Here is a 21,315-nt window from a genome sequence, read left to right on the forward strand (position 1 = left end):
CCGCTCAGGCTCGCGCGCCGTTGATGTCGTCCCAGGCGCGGTTGATGTCGATCATCTTTTTCTCGGCCAGCCGGATCGCCTCTTCCGGGACGCCACGTGCCATCATCGCGTCGGGATGGGTCTCGCGCACCAACTGTCGCCAGACCTTGCGAATCTCGGACACCGGCATATCGCGCGAGACACCCAGCACCACGTAAGGATCATTCGGCGCATCCGGCACAAAACGCGCGCGCAGGGCCAGAAACTGCGCGTCGGTCTGGCCGAAGATGCGGCTGACATCCTCAAGAAACTCGTTTTCGTTGGGATGGTAGAACCCGTCGGCCATCGCGATGTGGAACAGCCCCTCCATCAAATCGCACAGCGTGGTGCTGTCTTCGGCGAACATCCGGGCGATCTTGCGGGCATAGTCTTGATAGCCTGCCACATCCGTCCGCGCCATGTTGAAGACGCGTGCAGCGCCTTCCTCATCCTCGCGCGCGATCTGGAACACATCGCGGAAGGCCGTGACCTCATCCCGTGTCACCTGCCCATCGGCTTTGGCCATTTTGGCGCCCAGGGCAATCACCGCGATGGTAAATGCCACGGATCGCTCGGGCGGCGAGCGCAGCTTCTCAAAAACGGCGGTCAGGCTTTCGCCTTGGGCCAGCGCGCTCAGCGCATCGGATATGCGGGTCCAGATCGACATGGGCGTACCCTAGCGTCCCATTTCGGGACTGTCAGGTGGAACAGGTCACTCAGTGGCAAGAATTTTCTGCATCAGCACAAGATCCAGCCACTGGTTCCATTTGAACCCCACTTCCGGCATCAGCCCGACCTGCTGAAACCCCATCGCATTGTGAAACGCAATGGCCGCAGGATTGGCCGAGGATACCCCGGCGACCAGAACATGGATCCCGTCAGCACATGCGGCGGCTTCCAATTCCGTCATCAAAGCCCGTCCCGCGCCCTTGCCGCGCGCATCCGGGGCCAAATAGATCGCGTGCTCGCAACTACGGGCATAGCCGGGCCCGTGCCGAAATGGACCGTAGGTGGCAGAGCCTAGTACCGTGCCGTGATCCTCGACCACCAGATAGGACGGGCCACGTTGGCGGATGTCGGCTGCAATCGCCTCGGCAGTGCGTTCGTCGGTTGTGAAGGTCACCAGCGTGTCGCGAATGATCGCGTTGTTGATCGCGGCAATGTCGGCAGCGTCCGAAGGTCGGGCCTGACGCACCCTCATTCCAGCACGCGCAGCCCGTGCGGCGTATCAAACTCGGCCCGCATGGACACCGGACCGGTGTCAAACGCAACCAGATCGAGCGCACCCAGATGCTGTGCCAAACCCATGGCGTCCGGATGGTACACTACCAGTCGCCGCAAGCTGCACCCGCTGTCCTGCAACATCTGCGCCGGATGCAGATCGCCCTGCCACTGGATCAGCGCGGGAAACAGATTGTCAAAAGGCAGGCGGCCATTGGGCGGCACGGCCATGCGCCAGCGCAATGCCCCTCGGGTCAGATAGATCGGCGTGCCAACGCCGTCGGGAAACAGCGCAAGCGACGCTTCGATGTCGGGCACACGGCAAATCCAGTTGGTCAGGCGCGGCTTGCCCGCAAACCGATCCAGATCGAACCAGCGGGTGCGCTGGGGTGCGGGCGCATTCGGATCGATGGCAATTGCTTCCAGATACAGACCATCCCGCAAGCCCAGCAGGCGATTATAGGTGCCGAATTTCTCGTGCTTTCCGCCGGGCTGAAGCGGTACACCCAGCGCCTGTTCGATATGCGCGGACGCCTCCTCCAGCGTCTCACCCGCAACGGCCAAATGATCGAGTATCATGCGCGCCCTCCCAACAAAAACGACCAGACCCAAGCAGGTCTGGTCGCATGTTTTCGCCAAAGGCGGCGGACCACAAGATTTTTCGTCGAAAAACCGCGGTCGCTATTAGCCGCGCGCTTCGCTGATCAGGCGCAGAATGTCCTGCGCAGCTTCGGGAATGTTTGTCCCCGGCCCAAAGATCGCCTTGACGCCGTGGTCATACAGGAACTGGTAATCCTGCTGTGGGATCACACCACCACAAATGACGATGATATCCTCGGCACCGGCTTTCTTGAGTTCCTCGACCAGTTGCGGTGCCAGCGTCTTGTGCCCCGCCGCCTGAGACGAAATGCCGATCACGTGCACATCGTTGTCCACCGCGTCCTGCGCCGCCTCGGCAGGCGTCTGGAACAGCGGGCCAACATCTACGTCAAAGCCGATATCGGCAAAGGCGGTGGCGATCACCTTGGCCCCACGGTCGTGACCGTCCTGGCCCATCTTGACCACCAGCAGACGCGGGCGGCGGCCTTCGGTCTCGGCGAATTCCTCGATGGATTTCTGGATCGCGGCAAAGCCTTCGTCGCCTTCGTAAGCCGCGCCATAGACGCCAGCCAGCGTTTTTACTTCGGCGCGGTGACGGCCGAACTCTTTTTCCATTGCCATGCTGATCTCTCCTACGGATGCGCGGGCACGGGCGGCCTCAACGGCAGCGGCCAGAAGGTTGCCACCCTCGCGGGCGGTGGTGGTCAGGGCCTCAAGCGCGGCCTGACATGCTGCTTCGTCGCGGGTGGCACGGATACGTTCCAGACGCGCCACCTGCGCTTCGCGCACGGCGACGTTGTCGACGTCCAGAATGTCGATCGGGTCTTCCTGTTCCTTGCGGTATTTGTTGACGCCGACGATCACCTCTTCGCCCCGGTCGATCATCGCCTGACGGCGCGCGGCGCTTTCCTCGATCCGCAGCTTGGGCATGCCCGAGGCCACGGCCTTGGTCATGCCGCCCATCTCCTCGACCTCTTCCATCAGGGCCCAGGCTTTTTCGATCAACTCGTTGGTCAGGCTTTCGATGTAATACGAGCCTGCCAGCGGATCGACCACATCAGTCACGCCGGTTTCCTCTTGCAGCACCAGCTGCGTGTTCCGCGCAATACGGGCCGAAAAGTCAGTCGGCAGCGCAATCGCCTCGTCCAGCGCGTTGGTGTGCAGCGACTGGGTGCCGCCCAGAACCGCGCTCATCGCCTCATAGGCGGTGCGGATCACGTTGTTATAGGGGTCTTGTTCCTGCAACGACACGCCCGAGGTCTGGCAGTGGGTGCGCAGCATTTTCGACCGTTCGGATTTGGCCCCGAATTCGGTCATAACGCGGTGCCACAGCGTGCGCGCAGCGCGCAGTTTGGCGATCTCCATGAAGAAGTTCATGCCAATGGCAAAGAAGAACGACAGACGGCCCGCGAACTTGTCCACATCCATCCCGGCTTCGGTCGCGGCGCGCACGTATTCGCGGCCATCGGCCAGCGTGTAGGCCAGCTCCTGCACCAGGTTCGCCCCGGCCTCTTGCATGTGGTAGCCCGAGATCGAGATCGAGTTGAATTTCGGCATCTCGTTCGAGGTGTATTCGATGATGTTCGAGATGATCCGCATCGACGGCTCAGGCGGGTAGATATAGGTGTTGCGCACCATGAACTCTTTCAGAATGTCGTTCTGAATGGTGCCCGCCAGCAGCGACTTGTCATGCCCCTGCTCCTCACCCGCGACGATGAAATTCGCCAGAATCGGGATCACCGCGCCGTTCATGGTCATCGAGACCGAGACCTTGTCCAGCGGAATGCCGTCAAACAGGATCTTCATGTCCTCGACACTGTCGATGGCCACACCGGCCTTGCCTACGTCACCAACCACGCGCGGGTGGTCGCTGTCATAACCGCGGTGCGTCGCCAGATCGAAGGCGACCGAGACGCCCTGCTGACCGGCGGCCAGGTTGCGGCGGTAAAACGCGTTCGATTCCTCGGCGGTCGAGAAACCGGCATACTGACGGATCGTCCAGGGACGGCCCGCATACATCGTCGCCTTCACGCCGCGTGTGAACGGGCCGAAACCGGGTAGCGAGCCCATATGCGGCAGATCGGCGGTGTCTTCCTGCGTATAAAGCGGTTTGACGTCGATGCCTTCCAGCGTTTCCTTGGTCAGATCGTCCAATGGCCGTCCGCGCAGCTCTTTCTCGGCCAGCGCGCGCCAATCCTTTGTGTCGGTCATTGAGGGGTCCTCTTGTCAATTCGGATCGCAGATGGCTGCAATCCGTGCGTATGGTTGATCAGCATCCAATCGGCCGGGGCAACGCGCGACAAATTGAGCATCATGTGCATTTCGTCAGTCGCATTCGCGCGCGCAGAGGCTATATTCAACGGGACAGGAGGCCCCATGAACAGAACGCTTGCCCTTGTTTTCTCGGCACTAATCCCGCTGGCCGCGATGGCCGCTGACGGGTCTGCACCTGCTGATGATGAATTTGTCCGCCCGGTCGGCGACAGTGAATTGTCTGAATTTCTGTGGACCCACCGGCCCATAATCGTCTTCGCAGACACACCAGCCGACCCCCGGTTCCAGCAACAGGTTGACATGCTGCTTGAGGGGGAAGTGGCCATGCGGGACCGCGATGTGGTGGTCCTGACCGACACCGATCCGTCGGCCCGATCCCCGATCCGGTCGCAACTGCGCCCGCGTGGGTTCCAGATGGTGTTTGTCGACAAGGACGGCGTGGTCAAACTGCGCAAACCCAGCCCGTGGAGCGTGCGCGAGATTGGCCGGTCCATCGACAAAACCCCCCTGCGCGAACGCGAAATCCGCGAACGGCGCGAGGGTGGCTGAGCGCTTTCGCCACGCACCAAGGCCCCGGCGCTGAACGCCGGGAACCCAGTGCGATATGACAAAAGCGCGGTCATGATCACTCGAACTCGATGATCACATCGTCCACGGCAAGGCTATCGCCGGGGCCTGCGTTGATCTTGGCGACCACACCTTTCTTCTCGGCGCGCAGGATGTTTTCCATCTTCATCGCCTCGACGGTGCACAGCGCCTGACCTTCCTGCACTTCCTGACCCACCTCGACATCGACCTTCACGATCAGGCCGGGCATCGGGCAGAGCAGCATTTTCGAGGTATCCGGCGGCAGTTTTTCCGGCATCAGCTTGGCCAGTTCCGCCTGACGCGGACGGCGCACCTGTACTTTCAGGTCAGCACCCCGGTTGCGCACGCGGAACCCGCCCGAGATCTTGCCAACCTTCAGAACCAGCGGGCTGCCATCGACATCCAGAACGGCCAGTTGGTCGCCCGGTGTCCAGTCAGAGGCCACACGCAGGGTCAAGCCATCTTCGAACTTGACCGTCGCGCCTTCTTTGTCGGCGTTGACTTGAACAGCGAACTCGTGACCTTCCAGCGAGACGACCCAGCGCTTGCCAACCTTGCGTTCATGGTTGTCCATCCGGCCCGATACGCGGGTGCGGCGAATTTCAGCAACGCGATGCATCGCGGCGCAAGAGGCTGCGATCCGGCGCAGATCATCCTCGGGCAGAGTGACACCTTCGAACCCTTCGGGATATTCCTCGGCGATGAAGGCGGTGGTCATGTCGCCGCTGATGAATTTCGGGTGATCCATCACGGCGGACAGGAACGGCAGGTTGTGGCCGATACCTTCGACCTCAAAGCTGTCCAGCGCCACGCGCATCGCCTCAATCGCGGCCTCACGGGTCGAGGCCCAGGTGCACAGTTTGGCGATCATCGGGTCGTAATACATGCTGATCTCGCCGCCTTCATAGACGCCGGTATCGTTACGCACTGCGGCCTCACCTTCAGGTGCCTCGCCCTGCCATTTGCCGTTCACCTGCATCGGGCCAGCCGCGACCTCTTGCGGCGGGCGATAGCGGGTCAGACGCCCAATCGAGGGCAGGAAGTTGCGATAGGGGTCTTCCGCATACAGGCGGTTTTCGATGGCCCAACCGGTCAGGGTCACGTCATCCTGCGTGATCGACAGAGGCTCACCGGCTGCAACACGAATCATCTGCTCGACCAGATCGACGCCGGTGATCAGCTCGGTCACCGGGTGTTCCACCTGCAAGCGGGTGTTCATTTCAAGGAAGTAGAAGTTCTTCTGACCATCAACGATGAATTCAACCGTACCGGCGCTGGCATAACCCACGGCCTTGGCCAGGGCCACGGCCTGTTCCCCCATCGCCTTGCGGGTCGCTTCGTCCAGGAATGGCGACGGCGCTTCTTCCACCACTTTCTGGTTCCGGCGCTGGATCGAGCATTCGCGTTCGCCCAGATAGATGCCGTTGCCGTGGCTGTCGCACAGAACCTGAATCTCGATGTGACGCGGCTGGGTGACGAATTTCTCGATGAAAATCCGGTCATCGCCGAACGAGTTCGCGGCTTCGTTCTTGGACGACTGGAAACCTTCGCGTGCTTCTTCGTCGTTCCACGCGATCCGCATGCCTTTACCACCGCCACCGGCGCTGGCCTTGATCATCACCGGATAGCCGATCTCGTTCGAGATCTTGACCGCTTCTTCCGCGTCTTCGATCAGGCCCATGTAGCCGGGAACCGTGGAAACACCGGCGTCCTGAGCGATTTTTTTCGAGGTGATCTTGTCACCCATCGCCTCAATCGCGCCTTTCGGGGGGCCGACGAAGGCAACACCTTCGGCCTCAAGCGCCTCGGCGAATTTGGCGTTTTCCGACAAGAAGCCATAGCCGGGGTGCACCGCCTGCGCGCCGCTTTGGCGGATGGCGTCCATGACCTTGTCGATCACGATATAGGACTGGTTCGCAGGGGGCGGGCCGATATGCACGGATTCGTCGGCCATCGACACATGCAACGCGTTTTTGTCTGCGTCCGAAAAGATGGCGACAGTGCCGATACCCATCTTACGGGCGGTCTTGATAACCCGGCAGGCGATCTCGCCCCGGTTGGCGATCAGGATCTTATTGAACATGGAACGTCCTTTGGCTTGGTGTTCTGGAAACGCACAACGCCGCCGCAGGGAATGACCCCCACGACGGCGTGATGCGCGATGACGGACGGGGCGACGAAACGCGCCCCGGGAATTTCAGGTTAGCGGCAGGTGTTCTGCGTTTTGCAGTAGAGCACGTTGCCCGCGGCGCCCACTGCGGCCCCGAACAGCGGATCGGCGCTGAGCACGGCAGCGCCAACTGCCCCTGCACCGCCGCCCAGGATGGCCTGTTCGCCGGTTGTGTCGCCGCACGCGGCAAGGCCCGCACAGGTTGCCGCAACAAGGAAGAAACGTGAGAGTCGCATGATGTCTGCCCTTTTTGTCGTCTCGATAGCTTTGAGGGCAGATGCCGGTTTTGGGCCTTGTTATTCAATATCAGACGCGGAATTTCCGCGTTTTGCGCAGATTTATGCCGCTTTACGCCTACAGGCTGCGCAAAGAAAAACGCGGACAGGACTATGTGGAGAACACAAGCCTGCCCGCGGAAGGAAGGGGTACGGAATAGTAGGTGCATGTGCGGCGCAGGCAAAGTAGAGCCGCACGGCTTGAACAGGTTGCACGCCACAATCATGGCCGCAAACAAAGTATTGTTTCCAAGCGAGATTCCGGCTGGAAATTGCCCATCCGGCGAAAATCCGCGCAAAATCGTGCCGATCCGGTTTTCTGACATTCCAGCCACATGCACGAGATCAGCAGTCACATTGCTGTTACATTTTTCTCTCTGGCTGAGACTATTCGCACACGCAGCATCACAATCCAATGACTCGCCGCCGTGCAGAAACACGTTCGGATTCACAGGGTTGACCGATCTGTTCACCTTGACGTGAGAATTTTCCGCAACCAAAGCACAATTGCTTGAGAAGTTTGGGCTTTTCGATCCCATTCTCGTGATTTCCTTCACTAACAACTGCGTGAAACGGTGCGAGCGCACACTCGCACACAAGGAAACACCTACATGAAGACCATACGAACCAAGGCAATCCTGCTTGCTGCCTCTGCGCTTTGTGTGACCGGCACGGTTGCTTTTGCCCAGGACGCCTCGCAGGCCGAACTCGATGCGCTGCGCGCCCGGGTCGAAGCGCTCGAGGCCAACAAGTCCGGCCCCGCCAACGGCGACTTCAGAATCGGAAACACCACTCTGGACGTCTATGGATACGTCAAAGCCGACTTCTTCTATGATTTCGAATTCGATCAGGGGGACACAGCTTTTGTGAACGTCATCGGTGAGCCTTCTGCGGCTACTGATGGGACGTTTGGCGCCACGATCCGCCAATCGCGCATCGGCTTGCGGACAAGCACCCCCACCAGCATCGGCGAAATCGGAGGTCAGTTGGAACTGGACTTGTTTGCCAGTGGCGGCGCTGCTGAGCTTCGCCTGCGTCACGCGAACATCACCATTGGTGATCATTGGCTCATCGGTCAGTACTGGACAAACTTCCAGCCGCTGGACACCTATCCTACCTCGGTCGAATTCAACGGTCCGGTTGGTATTCCGTTCGCTCGCGTACCCCAAGTGCGCTACACGAACACCATTGGCGCGAACACTACTTTCGCAGTGTCTGTTGAAGAGAACGTAGGCGGCTCGAACTCGGACGATCCGGTTCTGACCGGTGCGGTGGAGTACAATGATGGCAAGTACATCGCGCGTGCGTCGGCGCTCTACGGCAAGGCTGAGTCCGGTAGCGTCGAGGTGGATCAGACCGGCTTTACACTGTCCGGTTCGATCCGTCCTTGGCAGGGCGGCTTGTTCCAAGTCAACTACGTGACCGGCGAAGCGCTTGGCCCCTACCTGATCGGCCTTGGTGATCCAATCGTCGGCGGGCAGGCCAACGATGTCGACGGCTACACGATAGAGTTCCGGCAGGATCTGAGCCCGAAGTGGAATGTCGGCATCGCCTACGGTCGCGAGGATTACGACCTCCCCACCTCGACCGGCGATCTGGCCTTCACCGAACTTGAGACGATCCACGTCAACGCCTTCTACAAGGCCACCGACAACCTGACGCTCAGCGCCGAGTACATCTACGGTGAGCGGAATGACGTGAATTCCGGCGACACCTTCGATGGCAGCCGGGTACAAGTCGCCGCCCAGCTGAACTTCTGATACCGCAAATCGGCCTCGCCCATTTCTGGGCGGGGTCTTGCCACACCGGACGAGATTATGCGGCATCGGCCTCTGCATGATCAGGCCGCTCCAAACAGATCAGGGAACGACGCACGCGCCGCATCCGGGTCGATCACCAGCAGCGCATCATAGCTTGCCGGATCAAACGGATCTTCCGCCGGAACAACCTCGCGCCCGAACAGCCAGCTTAATCGGCCTGCATCCAGGTTGCCGCGTTCAAACGGCTGATCTCCGAAATGGTGCCACAGCGCTTCCATGAACGCCGCATCAGCCCGCCGGTCCGCCGGTTTGCGATCCCGAAACCGCTCGCGCCGTGTGATCGGCGTCACGCCCTTGGGGTTGGCGCGGCGGATGGTGAATTGAAAATCTGTCCCGGCCAGACGTCCGGGGAATCCACGATGTTTCAGCATGTCGTTACCTCCGTGCCCCGGGTAGCACCGAGACGGGAAATAACACAGCCTTTATGGGGCGCTTTCATGCGGCGCACCCCGAATATGGCAGCTTTGGCCTGCGGCGCGCTGAGGTCGCGAAACCCGAAGGACATGATCAAAGCCCCTCCCAGATGCAATCTGACGATTCCAGCCTGTAGGCTTCGAAGAATTGCGTGGCATCCGGTGCCGTGTTGCCGAACTCAATCGGGCGATCGGCCAGCGAAATGATCACCAGCGCCGGGTCCAATTCATGCTGCGCAACATAGGCCACCGCCAGCGTCTGGCACAGATGCGCCATGTCCTGCGATGCCACATCATATCCGATCCGTCCCACCGTCGCGCCGATCTTCGGAGCGATGAACCGGAACCGCACCCACAGCTCTCCGGGGTTATTGTCCAGCAAGACATCGTTCAGGTGCACCGGCTGCCCTGACGGTACCGGCAAGGTTACGTCGGATTGCGCAAAGGTTGCGGTGCCAAGAACGGACAAGACCAGACCAATGGCGCGACCCCGGACCCACCGACGGCAGGCTCCTCCTTCCGGAGTCGCGCGCGCAGTGCTGTTGGCCTGCGCGGTTCTATGTCTGGTGGGACGGATCATTTAACTATTTATCGGCTATTGTCAAACCTGCCTCATTTGGCGGTGAGTTCTGACCTGTTTTTCGCGTTACCCGGCCAAGGGCCGGATGGGGTGGGTTGCCCCACCCCGTAGGCTTACAACGGAATATTGTCGTGCTTTTTCCACGGGTTCTTCAGCTGCTTGCCGCGCAGGCTGGCGAATGCGCGCGACACCCGGCGACGGGTCGATTGCGGCATGATCACCTCATCGACAAAGCCACGCTCGGCCGCCACGAACGGATTCGCAAAGCGGTCTTCGTAGTCCGCCACATGCTGCGCCGTCTTTTCGGCATCGTCCAGATCGGCGCGATGGATGATCTCGGTCGCGCCCTTGGCGCCCATCACGGCGATTTCAGCGGTGGGCCAGGCATAGTTGAAATCGCCGCGCAGGTGCTTGGACGCCATAACAACATAAGCACCGCCATAGGCCTTGCGGGTGATCACGGTGACCTTCGGCACGGTTGCTTCGCCATACGCGTACAGCAGCTTGGCCCCGTGCTTGATGACGCCGCTATATTCCTGCTGCGTCCCGGGAAGGAAGCCCGGCACGTCGACCAGAGTCAGGATCGGGATCTCGAAACAGTCGCAGAAGCGCACGAACCGCGCGGCCTTGCGCGAGCTATCAATGTCCAGACACCCGGCCAGAACCATCGGCTGGTTGGCCACAACGCCGACCGTCTGCCCTTCGAGGCGGATGAAACCGGTGATGATGTTCTTGGCGAAATCTTCCTGAATTTCGTAGAAGTCACCCTCATCCGCGATCTTGGTGATCAGCTCTTTCATGTCATAGGGCGTGTTCGGATTGTCCGGCACCAACGTGTCCAGCGATTTCTCGACGCGGTCCGGTTCATCAAAGAACGGGCGAACCGGCGGCTTCTCGCGGTTGTTGAGCGGCAGGAAGTCGACCAGCCGGCGCACCTCGGCCAGTGCTTCGACATCGTTTTCGAACGCGCCGTCCGCGACAGACGATTTCTTGGTATGGGTCGATGCGCCACCCAGTTCCTCGGCTGTCACAACCTCGTTGGTGACGGTCTTCACCACGTCGGGGCCGGTCACGAACATGTAGGACGAGTCCTTTACCATAAAGATAAAGTCCGTCATCGCCGGGCTGTACACCGCGCCACCGGCACAGGGGCCCATGATCACGCTGATCTGCGGCACCACGCCCGAGGCCGTAATGTTGCGCTGGAACACTTCGGCGTAACCGGCAAGCGAGGCAACGCCTTCCTGGATTCGCGCACCGCCCGAATCGTTGATGCCGATGATCGGCGCGCCGTTCTGCACCGCCATATCCATGATCTTGCAGATCTTCTGAGCGTGCGTTTCTGACAGAGAGCCGCCGAACACGGTGAAATCCTGGCTGAACACATAGACCATACGGCCATTGATCGTGCCCCAGCCGGTCACCACACCGTCACCGGCAGGCTTTTGTTTATCCATCCCAAAATCTGTGCAGCGATGGCTGACAAACATGTCGAACTCTTCAAAGCTGCCTTCATCCAGCAACAGTTCGATCCGCTCGCGCGCGGTCAGTTTGCCACGCCCGTGCTGTGCATCAATTCGCTTTTGCCCACCACCCAAACGGGCGGCTTCGCGACGGTCTTCAAGCTCGGAAAGGATGTCTTTCATGGCGCGTATCCCCTATTAAATTTGGACGGACAGTATATGCAGTTGTGATCCGACCAAAGCCCTTTTCGGCAAATTTGCAAAGTTTTGGCAACTACATTCTGGAAAACTGTAAAAGTGCAAATTACTGACGTAGCGGCAGCGCCCGTCTGGCATTCCTCGGAACCGCAGCTATACATGTGAACTATGCAGTTCAGAACATCACCGGCCCGCCGCACACCCCCAAAGATCGGCACACTTGTCTTGCTGTCTGGCCTCGCCGCGCTCAGCATGAACCTGTTTCTGCCCAGCCTGCCGAACATGGCACTGCATTTCGAGACCGATTACAAGGTCATGCAATTGTCCATCGCGCTGTACCTGCTGGTGAACGCTGTCCTGCAAATCCTCCTTGGCCCGCTGGCTGACAAGGCGGGGCGCAGACCGGTTCTTCTGTGGGGGCTGTCGCTGTTCCTGCTGGCCACGCTGGGCTGTATTTTCGCTCCAACTGCCGAGATATTTCTGGCCTTCCGCATGTGTCAGGCGGTGGTTGTTGTCGGCATGGTCCTCAGCCGGGCAGCCGTGCGGGATCTATACGATCAGGACCAAGCCGCATCGATGATCGGCTATGTCACAATGGGCATGGCGGTGGTTCCGATGATCGGCCCCGCCATTGGCGGATTGCTCCAAGAGACCTTCGGCTGGAAGGCCAATTTCTGGCTCCCATTTGCCTTAGGCGCACTGACGCTTCTTTTGACATATGTGGACTTCGGCGAGACCTCGGCCAAAAGCGGCAAAACCCTGATCCAGCAATTCCGCGAATACCCCGAGCTTCTGAAATCCCCCCGCTTCTGGGGCTATTCGCTGTCTTCAGCGTTTTCGTCGGGCGCATTCTTTGCCTATCTCGGTGGCGCACCCTTCATCGGAACCGAGGTTTTTGGCCTGAGCGCGGCCGAGGTCGGCATTTACTTTGGCGCGCCTGCCGTCGGGTATTTCCTCGGCAATTTCCTCAGCGGTCGGTTTTCCGTCCGCTTTGGCGTCAACCGCATGGTTCTGTGGGGCAGCATTCTGAACGCAACCGGCGTCGCCATTTCTGCAGTCATTTTCCTGACCGGGATGGGAACTGCGCTTAGCTTTTTCAGCTTCATGACCTTTGTCGGCATTGGCAACGGCATGACCATCCCAAACGCCACATCCGGCGCCCTGTCCGTGCGCCCGCATCTGGCGGCCACGGCCTCGGGCCTCAGCGGGGCGATCATGCTGGGCGGCGGCGCGGGCCTGAGCGCGATAGCCGGCGCATTGCTGACCGTGGAATCGGGCGCTATGCCTCTGCTTTGGCTGATGTTGACCACCGCCATCCTGGCCATCTGCGCGATTTGCACCGTGATCTGGCGCGAGCGGCAATTGGGCCTTTAACATCGCTTGCCATTGTGGGTTTGCAAAGTTAGCCTGCAACAAAAGTAAAGTTGCAAAGGCACTCCATGCCCACCCAGAAACTCTACGCCGGTGCAAAACTACGCGAGATGCGCACACGACTGTCCCTGACACAACGGGAATTCGCCGCAAAGCTGGGCGTCTCACTACCCTACCTCAATCAGATGGAGAATAATAACCGTCCGATCTCGACCACGGTGGTTCTGGCGCTTGCGCAGGAATTTGGCATGGACGTCACCGAGCTTAGCACCGGTGACAGCGAACGCCTCGTCTCGGACATGCGCGAGGCGCTGGCCGATCCGGTCTTTGCCGACGCGGTCCCGCCGCTGGCCGATCTTCGCCTGACGGCTTCGAACGCCCCCGCTCTGGCCCGCGCCTTTATCGAACTGCACCGTACTTACCGCCAGACCCACGAACGTCTGGCATCGCTGGACGAAGCATTGGGGCGCGAGGATGCCAGCACACAGGCCAGCCCCTGGGAAGAGGTGCGGGATTTCTTCCATTATTGCGACAACTATATCGACGCCGTCGACCGCGCAGCCGAACTGTTCGCCAACCGCGCAGAAGAGCCGGGCGGCATACGAGAAGCAGCCCTCAGCAGCCTGTCCGAGCGCGGCATTCAGGTCGTCTTTTCCGATATCGAGGACCTGCGCGTCTACGACGCCGAAAGCAAAACGTTGCGCCTGTCCTCACGGACCGCACCACAGACGCAAGTTTTTCAACTGCTGCTGCAAGTGGCTCTGATCAGCCAGGACAAGCTCCTCGAAGCCACACTGGATTTCGCCAAATTCCAAAGCGAGGAGGCGCGCTCGATCGCCAAAATCGGACTAGCCAATTACTTTGCAGGCGCGTCCCTGATGCCCTATGCCAAATTTCTGGCCGCCGCACAGGATTACCGGCACGATCTGGAATTGCTCAGCACCCGGTTCGGGGCATCAATCGAACAAATCGCCCACCGCCTGTCCACACTTCAAAGACCCGGCGCAAAGGGCATCCCGTTCTTCTTCGTACGCGTCGATCAGGCCGGAACAATCACCAAACGCCACTCGGCCACGCGGCTGCAATTTGCGCGTTTCGGCGGTGCCTGCCCCCTGTGGAACGTTCACCGCGCGTTTGAGACACCCGGTCACTTCCTGTTGCAACTTGCGGAAACGCCGGATGGCGTCCGCTATATCTCCTTGGCCACAGATGTTTCGAAATCGGGCGGATCTTATGGCGCGCCCGTCCGCCGCTATGCCATTGCATTAGGGTGCGAGGTGCGCCACGCCCAAGCCCTAGTCTATGCCGACAACCTCGACATCAACAACGCCAGCGCTTACGAGCCCATCGGCATTTCCTGCCGCATCTGCGAGCGGCAAACCTGCCACCAGCGCTCGGTCCCGCCGTTGGAACGGCGCCTCACCATCGACACCCATACCCGCGGCACCCTGCCCTATCAGGTCACCTGAACTTCACCTGGCTGAAAATATCCCGGGGGAGTCGCGGCCTGTCGCGACGGGGGCAGAGCCCCCGCCACATGGCTCAGGCTTTTGACAGAATCGCCCAGATCTCGTCTTTCAGGGCCGCGCGCTTCTTGCGCATCTCACCCTCAGCCAGATCTTCCATCGGCTCGATATTGGTCTCGGCCCGATGCACGACGCGATTGATCTCGTGATATTCCTCGGCCAGCCGGGCGAAATGCGCGTCCGATTGCTTGAGCTGGCTCATCAATTCGACCTTGTCCGGAAACTCTTCGGCCAGTTCATGCGGGGTGTGGGACATTCCTGTTCGCTCCTGAATTATGTCATTGCGAGTCACATCTACCGGACGCTGCCCCACCCCGCTTTGACGCGGATCAAATCACCGCTGCGCAATGGCCCATTGCGGGTGAATCCAAGGGCGATCATTGGCCTTTGGCAACGCGTCTTTGCCCAGCAGGTGGTCCGAGACTTTCTCGCCCACCATGATCGACGGCGCATTCAGGTTGCCGTTTGTGATCTGCGGGAAAACCGAGCTGTCGGCAACGCGCAAACCGTCCACACCGATGACACGACCTTCGGGATCGACAACGGACATCTTGTCGTCCGCCCGCCCCATCCGACAGGTGCCGCAGGGGTGATAGGCGCTTTCGGCATGTTCCGCGATGAAGCCGTTCAACTCCTCATCACTTTGAACATCTGCGCCCGGCTGAATCTCTTTCCCCGCATAGGGTTTGAAGGCATCCTGACCAAAGATTTCGCGGGTCAGACGGATGCAGGTCCGGAAATCCTCCCAATCCTCTTCGTGGCTCATGTAATTGAACCGGATTACAGGCGCATCCTCGGGCCTGTTCGACCGCAAGGTGACTGCCCCGCGCGAGGGTGAGCGCATCGGACCGACATGCGCCTGGAACCCATGCCCCTCGGCCGCCGCCTGACCGTCATAGCGCACTGCCATGGGCAGGAAGTGATACTGAATATCGGGATATTCCACACCCGGTTTCGACCGGACAAAGGCCGCGCTTTCGAACTGGTTCGAGGCACCAAGCCCGGTTTTGGTGAACAGCCACTGCGCCCCGATCAACCCTTTGCTGATCAGATTCCAATGCTTGTACAGCGTGATCGGCTGCAGCGAGGCCTGCTGGATATAAAGCTCCAAATGATCCTGAAGGTTCGCACCCACGCCGGGGCGATCCGCGACAACATCGATCCCATGCTCGGCCAGATGGGCCGCAGGGCCGATCCCCGACAGCATCAGCAGTTTGGGAGAGTTGATCGACGATGCGGCCAGAACCACTTCGCGCCGGGCGCGGATAATTTCGGTCTTTCCCCCGCGCACCAGCTCGACACCGGTGGCGCGCCCGTTTTCCATCACCACACGCGCCGCCAGACCGCGGATGATTTCGCAATTGTCCCGTTTGAGCGCAGGCCGCAGATAAGCATTCGCCGCCGACCAGCGCCGCCCTTTCCAGACGGTCTGCTCCATCGGGCCAAAGCCTTCTTGCTTTTCGCCATTATAGTCGCCCGTGACTTGGTATCCCGCTTGCCGACCTGCATCGACGAAAGCCTGGAACAGCGGATTTTCGCGAGGGCCGCGCGAGACATGCAGCGGACCATCCGTACCGCGCCATTCGGGATCGCCCCCATGGCCGCCATCGTGCCAGGTCTCCATCCGTTTGTAATAGGGCAGCACATCGGCATAGGACCAACCATCGGCCCCCATTTCCGCCCAGGTGTCAAAGTCGCGCGCATGGCCGCGCACATAGACCATGCCGTTGATCGAGGATGAGCCGCCAATCACCTTGCCTCGCGGGCAAGCCAGGCGGCGGTTGTTCAGATGTGGCTCGGGTTCCGAGCTAAAGCCCCAGTCATAACGCGACATATTCATCGGGTAGCTCAGCGCGGCAGGCATCTGGATGAACGGTCCGGCATCCGTGCCGCCATGTTCGATCACCAGAACCGAGGCCCCGGCCTCGCTCAGGCGATAGGCCATCGCGCAACCGGCGGAACCGGCACCCACAATGACGAAATCAGCTTCCATTTTCGGGTCTCCTTTGCCCGCCAGCCCAGATTATCCGTCGCATAATCTATTCGCCTCCGGCGGGAGTATTTTCAAAAAGATGAAGAGGTTATTCGCCGCGCGGGAAGCGCTGGCTTTCCTCGACGATGTTCAGATCCATGTGGTTGCGCATGTAGCGTTCCGAGGCCTTTTGCAGCGGCTGGTAATCCCAGGGGTAATAGCCGCCCTGCCGCAGCGCCTCGTAAACCACCCAGCGGCGGGCCTGACTGGCGCGGACATCAGCATCGAACCGGTCCAGATCCCAGCGTGCCTCGGATTTGGCGCGCAGGGTTTGCAACGTGCCTGCGTGTTCCGGATTGCCCGCCAGATTTGTCAATTCCTGCGGGTCGTTTTCCAGATCGAACAGTTGGTCCGGGTCCAACGCGCAGCGGTTGTATTTCCATTTGCCATAGCGCAGAGACACCAGCGGCGCATAAGACGCCTCGGCCGCGTATTCCATTGCAACCGGTGTGGTGCGTTCCTCGCCCTGCGCCAGCGGCACAAGGTTTTCGCCATCGGTCCAAGGGGCGATCTCGGCCATATCCACACCTGCCAGCGCGCCTAAGGTCGGCGTGACGTCGATGGTCGAAACCGGCGCGTCGATCCGCCCTGCAGGCAGGTCCGGCGCTGAAATCATCAGCGGCACGCGGGACGAACCTTCGAAGAAGGTCATCTTGAACCAAAGACCACGCTCGCCCAGCATATCACCGTGATCCGAGACAAAGAGGATGATCGCCTCTTGCCGGGTGCTTTCCAGTACCTCAAGGATTTCGCCGATCTTGTCGTCCAGATACGAGATGTTGGCGAAATAGGCGCGGCGGGACTTGCGGATGTCGTCTTCGGTAATGTCAAAGCTGCGCCAGTCATTGGCATCGAAAATGCGCTGCGAATGCGGGTCCTGATTGTCATAGCCAAGGTCTGCGACTTCGGGCAGCAGGTGCTCGCAATCCTCATAAAGGTCCCAGTATTTCCGGCGCGCCACATACGGATCGTGCGGATGGGTAAAGCTGACGGTCACGCACCAAGGGCGGTCATCCTTGCCACGGGCCAGATCATACAGCTTGGCCTTGGCGTTGTAGGCGACCTCATCGTCATATTCCATCTGGTTCGAGATTTCGGCCGCGCCCGCGCCCGTGACCGAGCCCATGTTGTGGTACCACCAGTCGATGCGTTCGCCCGGTTTGCGATAATCAGGGGTCCAGCCGAAATCGGCGGGGTAGATGTCGGTGGTCAGGCGATCCTCGAACCCGTGCAACTGGTCGGGACCGACGAAATGCATCTTGCCTGACAGGCAGGTGTAATAGCCCGCCCGGCGCAGGTGGTGCGCATAGGTGGGGATATCGCTGCGAAACTCAGCGGCGTTGTCATAGACCCCCGTGCGCGAGGGTAACTGACCGGACATGAAGCTCGCCCGCCCCGGCGCGCAAAGCGGCGATGCCGTATACGCATTGAAAAATCGGGTCGAACGCTCGGCCAGCTTTTTCAGGTTCGGTGCATGAAGCCAGTCCGCGGGACCATCGGGAAAGAGGGTTCCGTTCAGCTGATCCACCATCAGGATCAGAATGTTCGGGTTTGTCATTTTTCAGCCTCGAGCAGAGTGTTGAGAACACGCATCGCATGGTTCACGGCCAGTTGCGGGTCTTCGGGCGCGCTGAGCGCCGCGCGGATATACAGCCCGTCGATCAGCGCGGTCATGTCTTCCGCAGCAGCCACCGGATCGTCGAGCAAGGGGCGCAGCCCGACGATCAGGTTCGACCGGATCCGCGCCTGATAGATCTTCCACAACCGCAGCGCATCATCATTGGTCTGCGCGAGAACGTAGAATGTCATCCAGGCGGCGATCACATCCGGCGAGAAACACGAAGGGGCAAAACAGGCGCGGATAATGGCCTGCGCGCGCTCGGTCGGGGCGGCAGCTTTAAGCTCGGCCCGCGCCTCGGCCCCGAAATCTGACAGAATCTGACGCATGGCCGCCAGAAAGATCTGGTCCTTGCCGCCGAAATAGTGATGAGCAAGCGCGCTGGACATGCCCGCCCGTTTGGCGATCTGGCTGACCGTGACGTCCAGGGATTTCTTCACGCCAAGCTCGGCGATCGTGGCACGGACAATCGCATCGCGACGGATTGGTTCCATTCCGACTTTCGGCATCCCTACCCCCTGAACTGGCGCTACACGCCAAAGCTAGGGCGTTTTTATTGACTCGTCAATCAATAACGAAGCCACGCCGGGTTACAGCTTGATCGCGATGCTGGGTGGGGTCACGTCACGGCGGTTCAGCACCAGTTCGCGCCAGGAAATGAAACTGACCGCCGCAAGGATCAACGTACCACCAGCCACCACCCACACGTCAACGCCTTCGTGAAACACAGCGGCGCCCAGCAAGGTCGCCCAGATCAGTTGCAGGAACGTTACCGGCTGCGTCACCGCAACCGGGGCCGCCTGCAAGGCAAGCGTCATGAAATAATGCCCGGCGGTGGCAAAAGTGGCGATCAGGAACAGAACACCGATGTCGCGCAAGCTGGGCGCGCTCCAGACCGCAATGGCGAAAGGGATCAAAGCCAGCGTCGTCCAGATCGACAAATGCGCCACCACGACCGAGGGCGGGATATCGCGCACAAGCAGCTTGGCCAACAAGTAAGACCCGCCCAGCGTCAGTGCCGTTCCGATCATTGCTATGTGCCCGGTCGAGACCTCTCGGAATCCGGGGCGCAGGATGATGAGCACGCCCACCACCGCGACCAGAATGGCAGCGATCCGGCGAAACGCTAGTTTTTCGCCCAAAAACAGCGCAGCCCCAAGGGTGACGTAAACCGGCGTCATGTAGTTCATTGCGGTAACTTCGGCCAATGGGATCTGGGTCATCGCATAAAACCACAGCATCACTGCGCCTGCATGGATCACGCCACGTAGCCCGAACAGCGTCAGATCACGTTTGCTGAGACGGGTGGCCAGGATGGATCGCAAGGCGGGCAGCAGAAACACAAGCCCCAGCGCATAGCGCAGGAACGCCGCCTGTATGGGGTCCATCGTCGAGCCGAGCGATTTCACCAGCGCGGTCATGACAACAAAGCACAGCCCGGCGGAAAACATCCAGAACATGCCTGCGATCGGGCGGGATGAAACGGCAAGGGTGGTCATGGCTTTGGTTGAACACTGAAACCCGCTCGGGAACAACCCTTCACACGATAACAAGTTTCAAAGCGATACTCAGCATGACCAGACCGATAAGGACATCCAGCACCTGCCAGGCCCGGGGACGTGCAAAAAGCGGGGACAGAATTCGGGCCCCGTAGCCAAGGGAAAAGAAGAATACAAAGCTGGACAGAATGGCCCCGACCGCAAAGCTCAGCCGGTCGTCATATTGCGCCGAGATCGAACCGATCAGGACAACCGTATCCAGATAAACATGCGGATTCAGCCAGGTGAAGGCCAACACTGTCAGCAACGCGCTGCGCAGGCTTGTGCGTTGGCCATTGGCCGCCTCCAATGCCGCGCCACCTCGCCAGGCCGACAGAAAGCTGCGCAGCCCGTACCAGGTCAGAAAAGCGGCCCCGCCGTACCGCATGACGGGTTCGAACCAGGGCATTGCCTTTGCCAACGAACCAAACCCCGCCACACCCGCTGCAATCAGGATCGCGTCAGAGACCGCGCAGGTCAGGCACAGGACAAACACATGCTCGCGCCGCACACCCTGCCGCAGGATGAAGGCGTTTTGCGCCCCGATGGCAAGAATCAGGCTGAAGCTGAGCACAAATCCGGCGATGAGGGTTGTCGACATGGGGCCTCCTGCTGTTGCGAGGCGTTGACTAGCGGTCGCGGCGCGATCTATCAAATTAAAGATGCTGAAGTGAATTAAATCTGGCTAATGCTACTTGATCCCAACCATCTGTCGGCTTTGTCCGCCATTCTGCGCCATGGCAGCTTTGACGCGGCCGCAAACGCGCTGGCGGTGACGCCTTCGGCGATCTCGCAACGGATCAAGGCGCTGGAGGATCGCATCGGCGCGGCGCTGATCAACCGGGGGACACCCTGCACCGGCACACCGGCTGGCCTGCGCATCGCACAATATGCCGAGGATATCGGGCTGCTAGAGGCGCAGCTGGCCCGCGAGCTCACGCTGGATCAAGGCACCGATCCGGCACGGGTGCGGGTGGCGATTCCAGCTGATGTTCTGGCCACGTGGTTCGTGGATGCCATGGCCAGCGCAATGGGCCTGCTGTTCGATCTGGTCATCGACGATCAGGATCATTCCGCCGAGTGGCTGCGCCGGGGCGAAGTCAGCGCGGCGATCACCGTGGGCGGCCAGCCGGTCACGGGCTGCGACGCGGTCGAGCTTGGGGCCATGCGATACCTGCCAACTGCCAGCCCGGACTTCATCCGACGCTGGTTTCGCGACGGTGTCGATGCCGAATCCCTCAGCGTGGCGCCCAACCTTGTGTTCAATCGCAAGGACGGGCTGCAAAAGGCGTGGATTGCCGGGCGGGCCAGTCGCCGCATTTCTCCGCCGTCGCACTTTTTGCCGTCATCCCATGGGTTCGTCGATGCGGCAATTGCTGGGATCGGCTGGGGCATGAACCCCGAACCCCTTGTGCGCGGCCCCATATCAGATGGGCGCTTGCAGCCGATTGTCCCGGACGCGCCGCTGGACATTGCGCTGACATGGCAGGTTGGGCGCGTTCTGGCCCCGGCGCTGGCCCCGTTGACCCGAGCCGTCAAACACGCTGCTGCCAAAGCCTTGATCCCTGCCGCCGACCGCCGGATAAAAGGGAAACCTTCGGAGTAACCTC

At 60.4% G+C, this 21,315-nt stretch carries 20 protein-coding genes; 5 read left to right on the forward strand and 15 right to left on the reverse strand.

Features of this window, described 5'->3' with window-relative positions:
- Window positions 1–4: 4 nt before the first annotated feature.
- The 4 genes from ACR0LW_RS12790 to scpA form a co-directional block, all read right to left on the reverse strand.
- Window positions 5–685: a molecular chaperone DjiA gene (locus tag ACR0LW_RS12790; protein ID WP_170454875.1), complete on the reverse strand. Its 681-nt coding sequence runs from the start codon at window positions 683–685 to the stop codon at window positions 5–7.
- 45 nt (window positions 686–730) lie between these two features.
- Entirely contained in the window at window positions 731–1,219 is a 489-nt protein-coding gene (locus ACR0LW_RS12795; protein WP_480882862.1) for an N-acetyltransferase family protein, read from the reverse strand.
- Window positions 1,216–1,818 carry a VOC family protein gene (locus tag ACR0LW_RS12800; RefSeq protein WP_170520015.1) on the reverse strand — a complete coding sequence of 201 codons (603 nt, stop codon included), beginning with the start codon at window positions 1,816–1,818 and terminating at the stop codon, window positions 1,216–1,218. The genes ACR0LW_RS12795 and ACR0LW_RS12800 overlap by 4 nt, the downstream gene beginning before the upstream one ends.
- Window positions 1,819–1,923: 105 nt before the next feature.
- Complete coding sequence (scpA, locus tag ACR0LW_RS12805) at window positions 1,924–4,050, reverse strand: methylmalonyl-CoA mutase (RefSeq protein ID WP_170633999.1); 2,127 nt, start codon at window positions 4,048–4,050, stop codon at window positions 1,924–1,926.
- 165 nt (window positions 4,051–4,215) lie between these two features.
- Here scpA and ACR0LW_RS12810 point away from each other — a divergent pair, with 165 nt between their 5' ends.
- Window positions 4,216–4,662, forward strand: coding sequence for a DUF4174 domain-containing protein (locus ACR0LW_RS12810; protein ID WP_170520008.1), 447 nt, complete (start codon window positions 4,216–4,218; stop codon window positions 4,660–4,662).
- Window positions 4,663–4,738: 76 nt separating this feature from the next.
- On the opposite strand, the gene ACR0LW_RS12815 is transcribed toward ACR0LW_RS12810, so the two are convergent.
- Both ACR0LW_RS12815 and ACR0LW_RS12820 read right to left on the reverse strand, forming a co-directional pair.
- Window positions 4,739–6,784, reverse strand: a complete 2,046-nt coding sequence (locus ACR0LW_RS12815; RefSeq protein WP_480882863.1) for an acetyl-CoA carboxylase biotin carboxylase subunit — start codon at window positions 6,782–6,784, stop codon at window positions 4,739–4,741.
- A 119-nt stretch (window positions 6,785–6,903) separates the two neighbouring features.
- The gene (locus ACR0LW_RS12820) at window positions 6,904–7,107 is read right to left on the reverse strand and encodes a hypothetical protein (RefSeq protein WP_170454887.1); all 204 of its coding nucleotides are present in this window, start codon (window positions 7,105–7,107) and stop codon (window positions 6,904–6,906) included.
- Between the two features lie 650 nt (window positions 7,108–7,757).
- On the opposite strand from ACR0LW_RS12820, the gene ACR0LW_RS12825 reads away from it, so the two are divergent.
- Window positions 7,758–8,906 (forward strand): DcaP family trimeric outer membrane transporter, encoded by a 1,149-nt coding sequence (locus tag ACR0LW_RS12825; protein WP_170624361.1) that lies wholly within the window; start codon window positions 7,758–7,760, stop codon window positions 8,904–8,906.
- Window positions 8,907–8,986: 80 nt separating this feature from the next.
- Here ACR0LW_RS12825 and ACR0LW_RS12830 read toward each other — a convergent pair whose 3' ends face one another.
- The 3 genes from ACR0LW_RS12830 to ACR0LW_RS12840 all read right to left on the reverse strand — a co-directional run bounded on the left by ACR0LW_RS12830 (window position 8,987) and on the right by ACR0LW_RS12840 (window position 11,605).
- The gene (locus ACR0LW_RS12830) at window positions 8,987–9,337 is read right to left on the reverse strand and encodes a hypothetical protein (RefSeq protein ID WP_170624363.1); all 351 of its coding nucleotides are present in this window, start codon (window positions 9,335–9,337) and stop codon (window positions 8,987–8,989) included.
- Between the two features lie 136 nt (window positions 9,338–9,473).
- Window positions 9,474–9,959: a DUF6497 family protein gene (locus ACR0LW_RS12835; RefSeq protein WP_170520000.1), complete on the reverse strand. Its 486-nt coding sequence runs from the start codon at window positions 9,957–9,959 to the stop codon at window positions 9,474–9,476.
- A gap of 113 nt (window positions 9,960–10,072) precedes the next feature.
- Window positions 10,073–11,605, reverse strand: a complete 1,533-nt coding sequence (locus tag ACR0LW_RS12840; RefSeq protein WP_170519996.1) for an acyl-CoA carboxylase subunit beta — start codon at window positions 11,603–11,605, stop codon at window positions 10,073–10,075.
- Window positions 11,606–11,788: 183 nt separating this feature from the next.
- Between ACR0LW_RS12840 and ACR0LW_RS12845 the strand changes: the two genes are divergently transcribed.
- The gene (locus tag ACR0LW_RS12845; RefSeq protein ID WP_480882864.1) at window positions 11,789–12,994 is read left to right on the forward strand and encodes a multidrug effflux MFS transporter; all 1,206 of its coding nucleotides are present in this window, start codon (window positions 11,789–11,791) and stop codon (window positions 12,992–12,994) included.
- Between the two features lie 65 nt (window positions 12,995–13,059).
- Window positions 13,060–14,460 (forward strand): helix-turn-helix domain-containing protein, encoded by a 1,401-nt coding sequence (locus ACR0LW_RS12850; RefSeq protein ID WP_480585135.1) that lies wholly within the window; start codon window positions 13,060–13,062, stop codon window positions 14,458–14,460.
- Window positions 14,461–14,533: 73 nt separating this feature from the next.
- Here the strand turns inward: ACR0LW_RS12850 and ACR0LW_RS12855 are convergent, their stop codons facing one another.
- From ACR0LW_RS12855 to ACR0LW_RS12880, 6 genes are all read right to left on the reverse strand, one after another.
- Window positions 14,534–14,773, reverse strand: a complete 240-nt coding sequence (locus ACR0LW_RS12855; protein WP_170454901.1) for an HP1242/YdcH family protein — start codon at window positions 14,771–14,773, stop codon at window positions 14,534–14,536.
- Between the two features lie 78 nt (window positions 14,774–14,851).
- Complete coding sequence (gene betA / locus ACR0LW_RS12860; protein WP_480882865.1) at window positions 14,852–16,510, reverse strand: choline dehydrogenase; 1,659 nt, start codon at window positions 16,508–16,510, stop codon at window positions 14,852–14,854.
- 88 nt (window positions 16,511–16,598) lie between these two features.
- Complete coding sequence (betC, locus tag ACR0LW_RS12865) at window positions 16,599–18,107, reverse strand: choline-sulfatase (protein ID WP_480882866.1); 1,509 nt, start codon at window positions 18,105–18,107, stop codon at window positions 16,599–16,601.
- A complete protein-coding gene (betI, locus tag ACR0LW_RS12870; RefSeq protein ID WP_170454908.1) occupies window positions 18,104–18,676 on the reverse strand; it encodes a choline-binding transcriptional repressor BetI in 573 nt (190 codons plus the stop codon). The genes betC and betI overlap by 4 nt, the downstream gene beginning before the upstream one ends.
- Before the next feature lie 81 nt (window positions 18,677–18,757).
- The gene (locus ACR0LW_RS12875; RefSeq protein ID WP_480882867.1) at window positions 18,758–19,666 is read right to left on the reverse strand and encodes a DMT family transporter; all 909 of its coding nucleotides are present in this window, start codon (window positions 19,664–19,666) and stop codon (window positions 18,758–18,760) included.
- A gap of 40 nt (window positions 19,667–19,706) precedes the next feature.
- Window positions 19,707–20,306, reverse strand: a complete 600-nt coding sequence (locus ACR0LW_RS12880) for a LysE/ArgO family amino acid transporter (RefSeq protein WP_480882868.1) — start codon at window positions 20,304–20,306, stop codon at window positions 19,707–19,709.
- Window positions 20,307–20,393: 87 nt separating this feature from the next.
- Between ACR0LW_RS12880 and ACR0LW_RS12885 the strand changes: the two genes are divergently transcribed.
- Window positions 20,394–21,311, forward strand: coding sequence for a LysR family transcriptional regulator ArgP (locus ACR0LW_RS12885; RefSeq protein WP_480882869.1), 918 nt, complete (start codon window positions 20,394–20,396; stop codon window positions 21,309–21,311).
- The last annotated feature ends 4 nt before the right edge of the window (window positions 21,312–21,315 follow it).

This window comes from Ruegeria sp. N4, assembly GCF_056531425.1.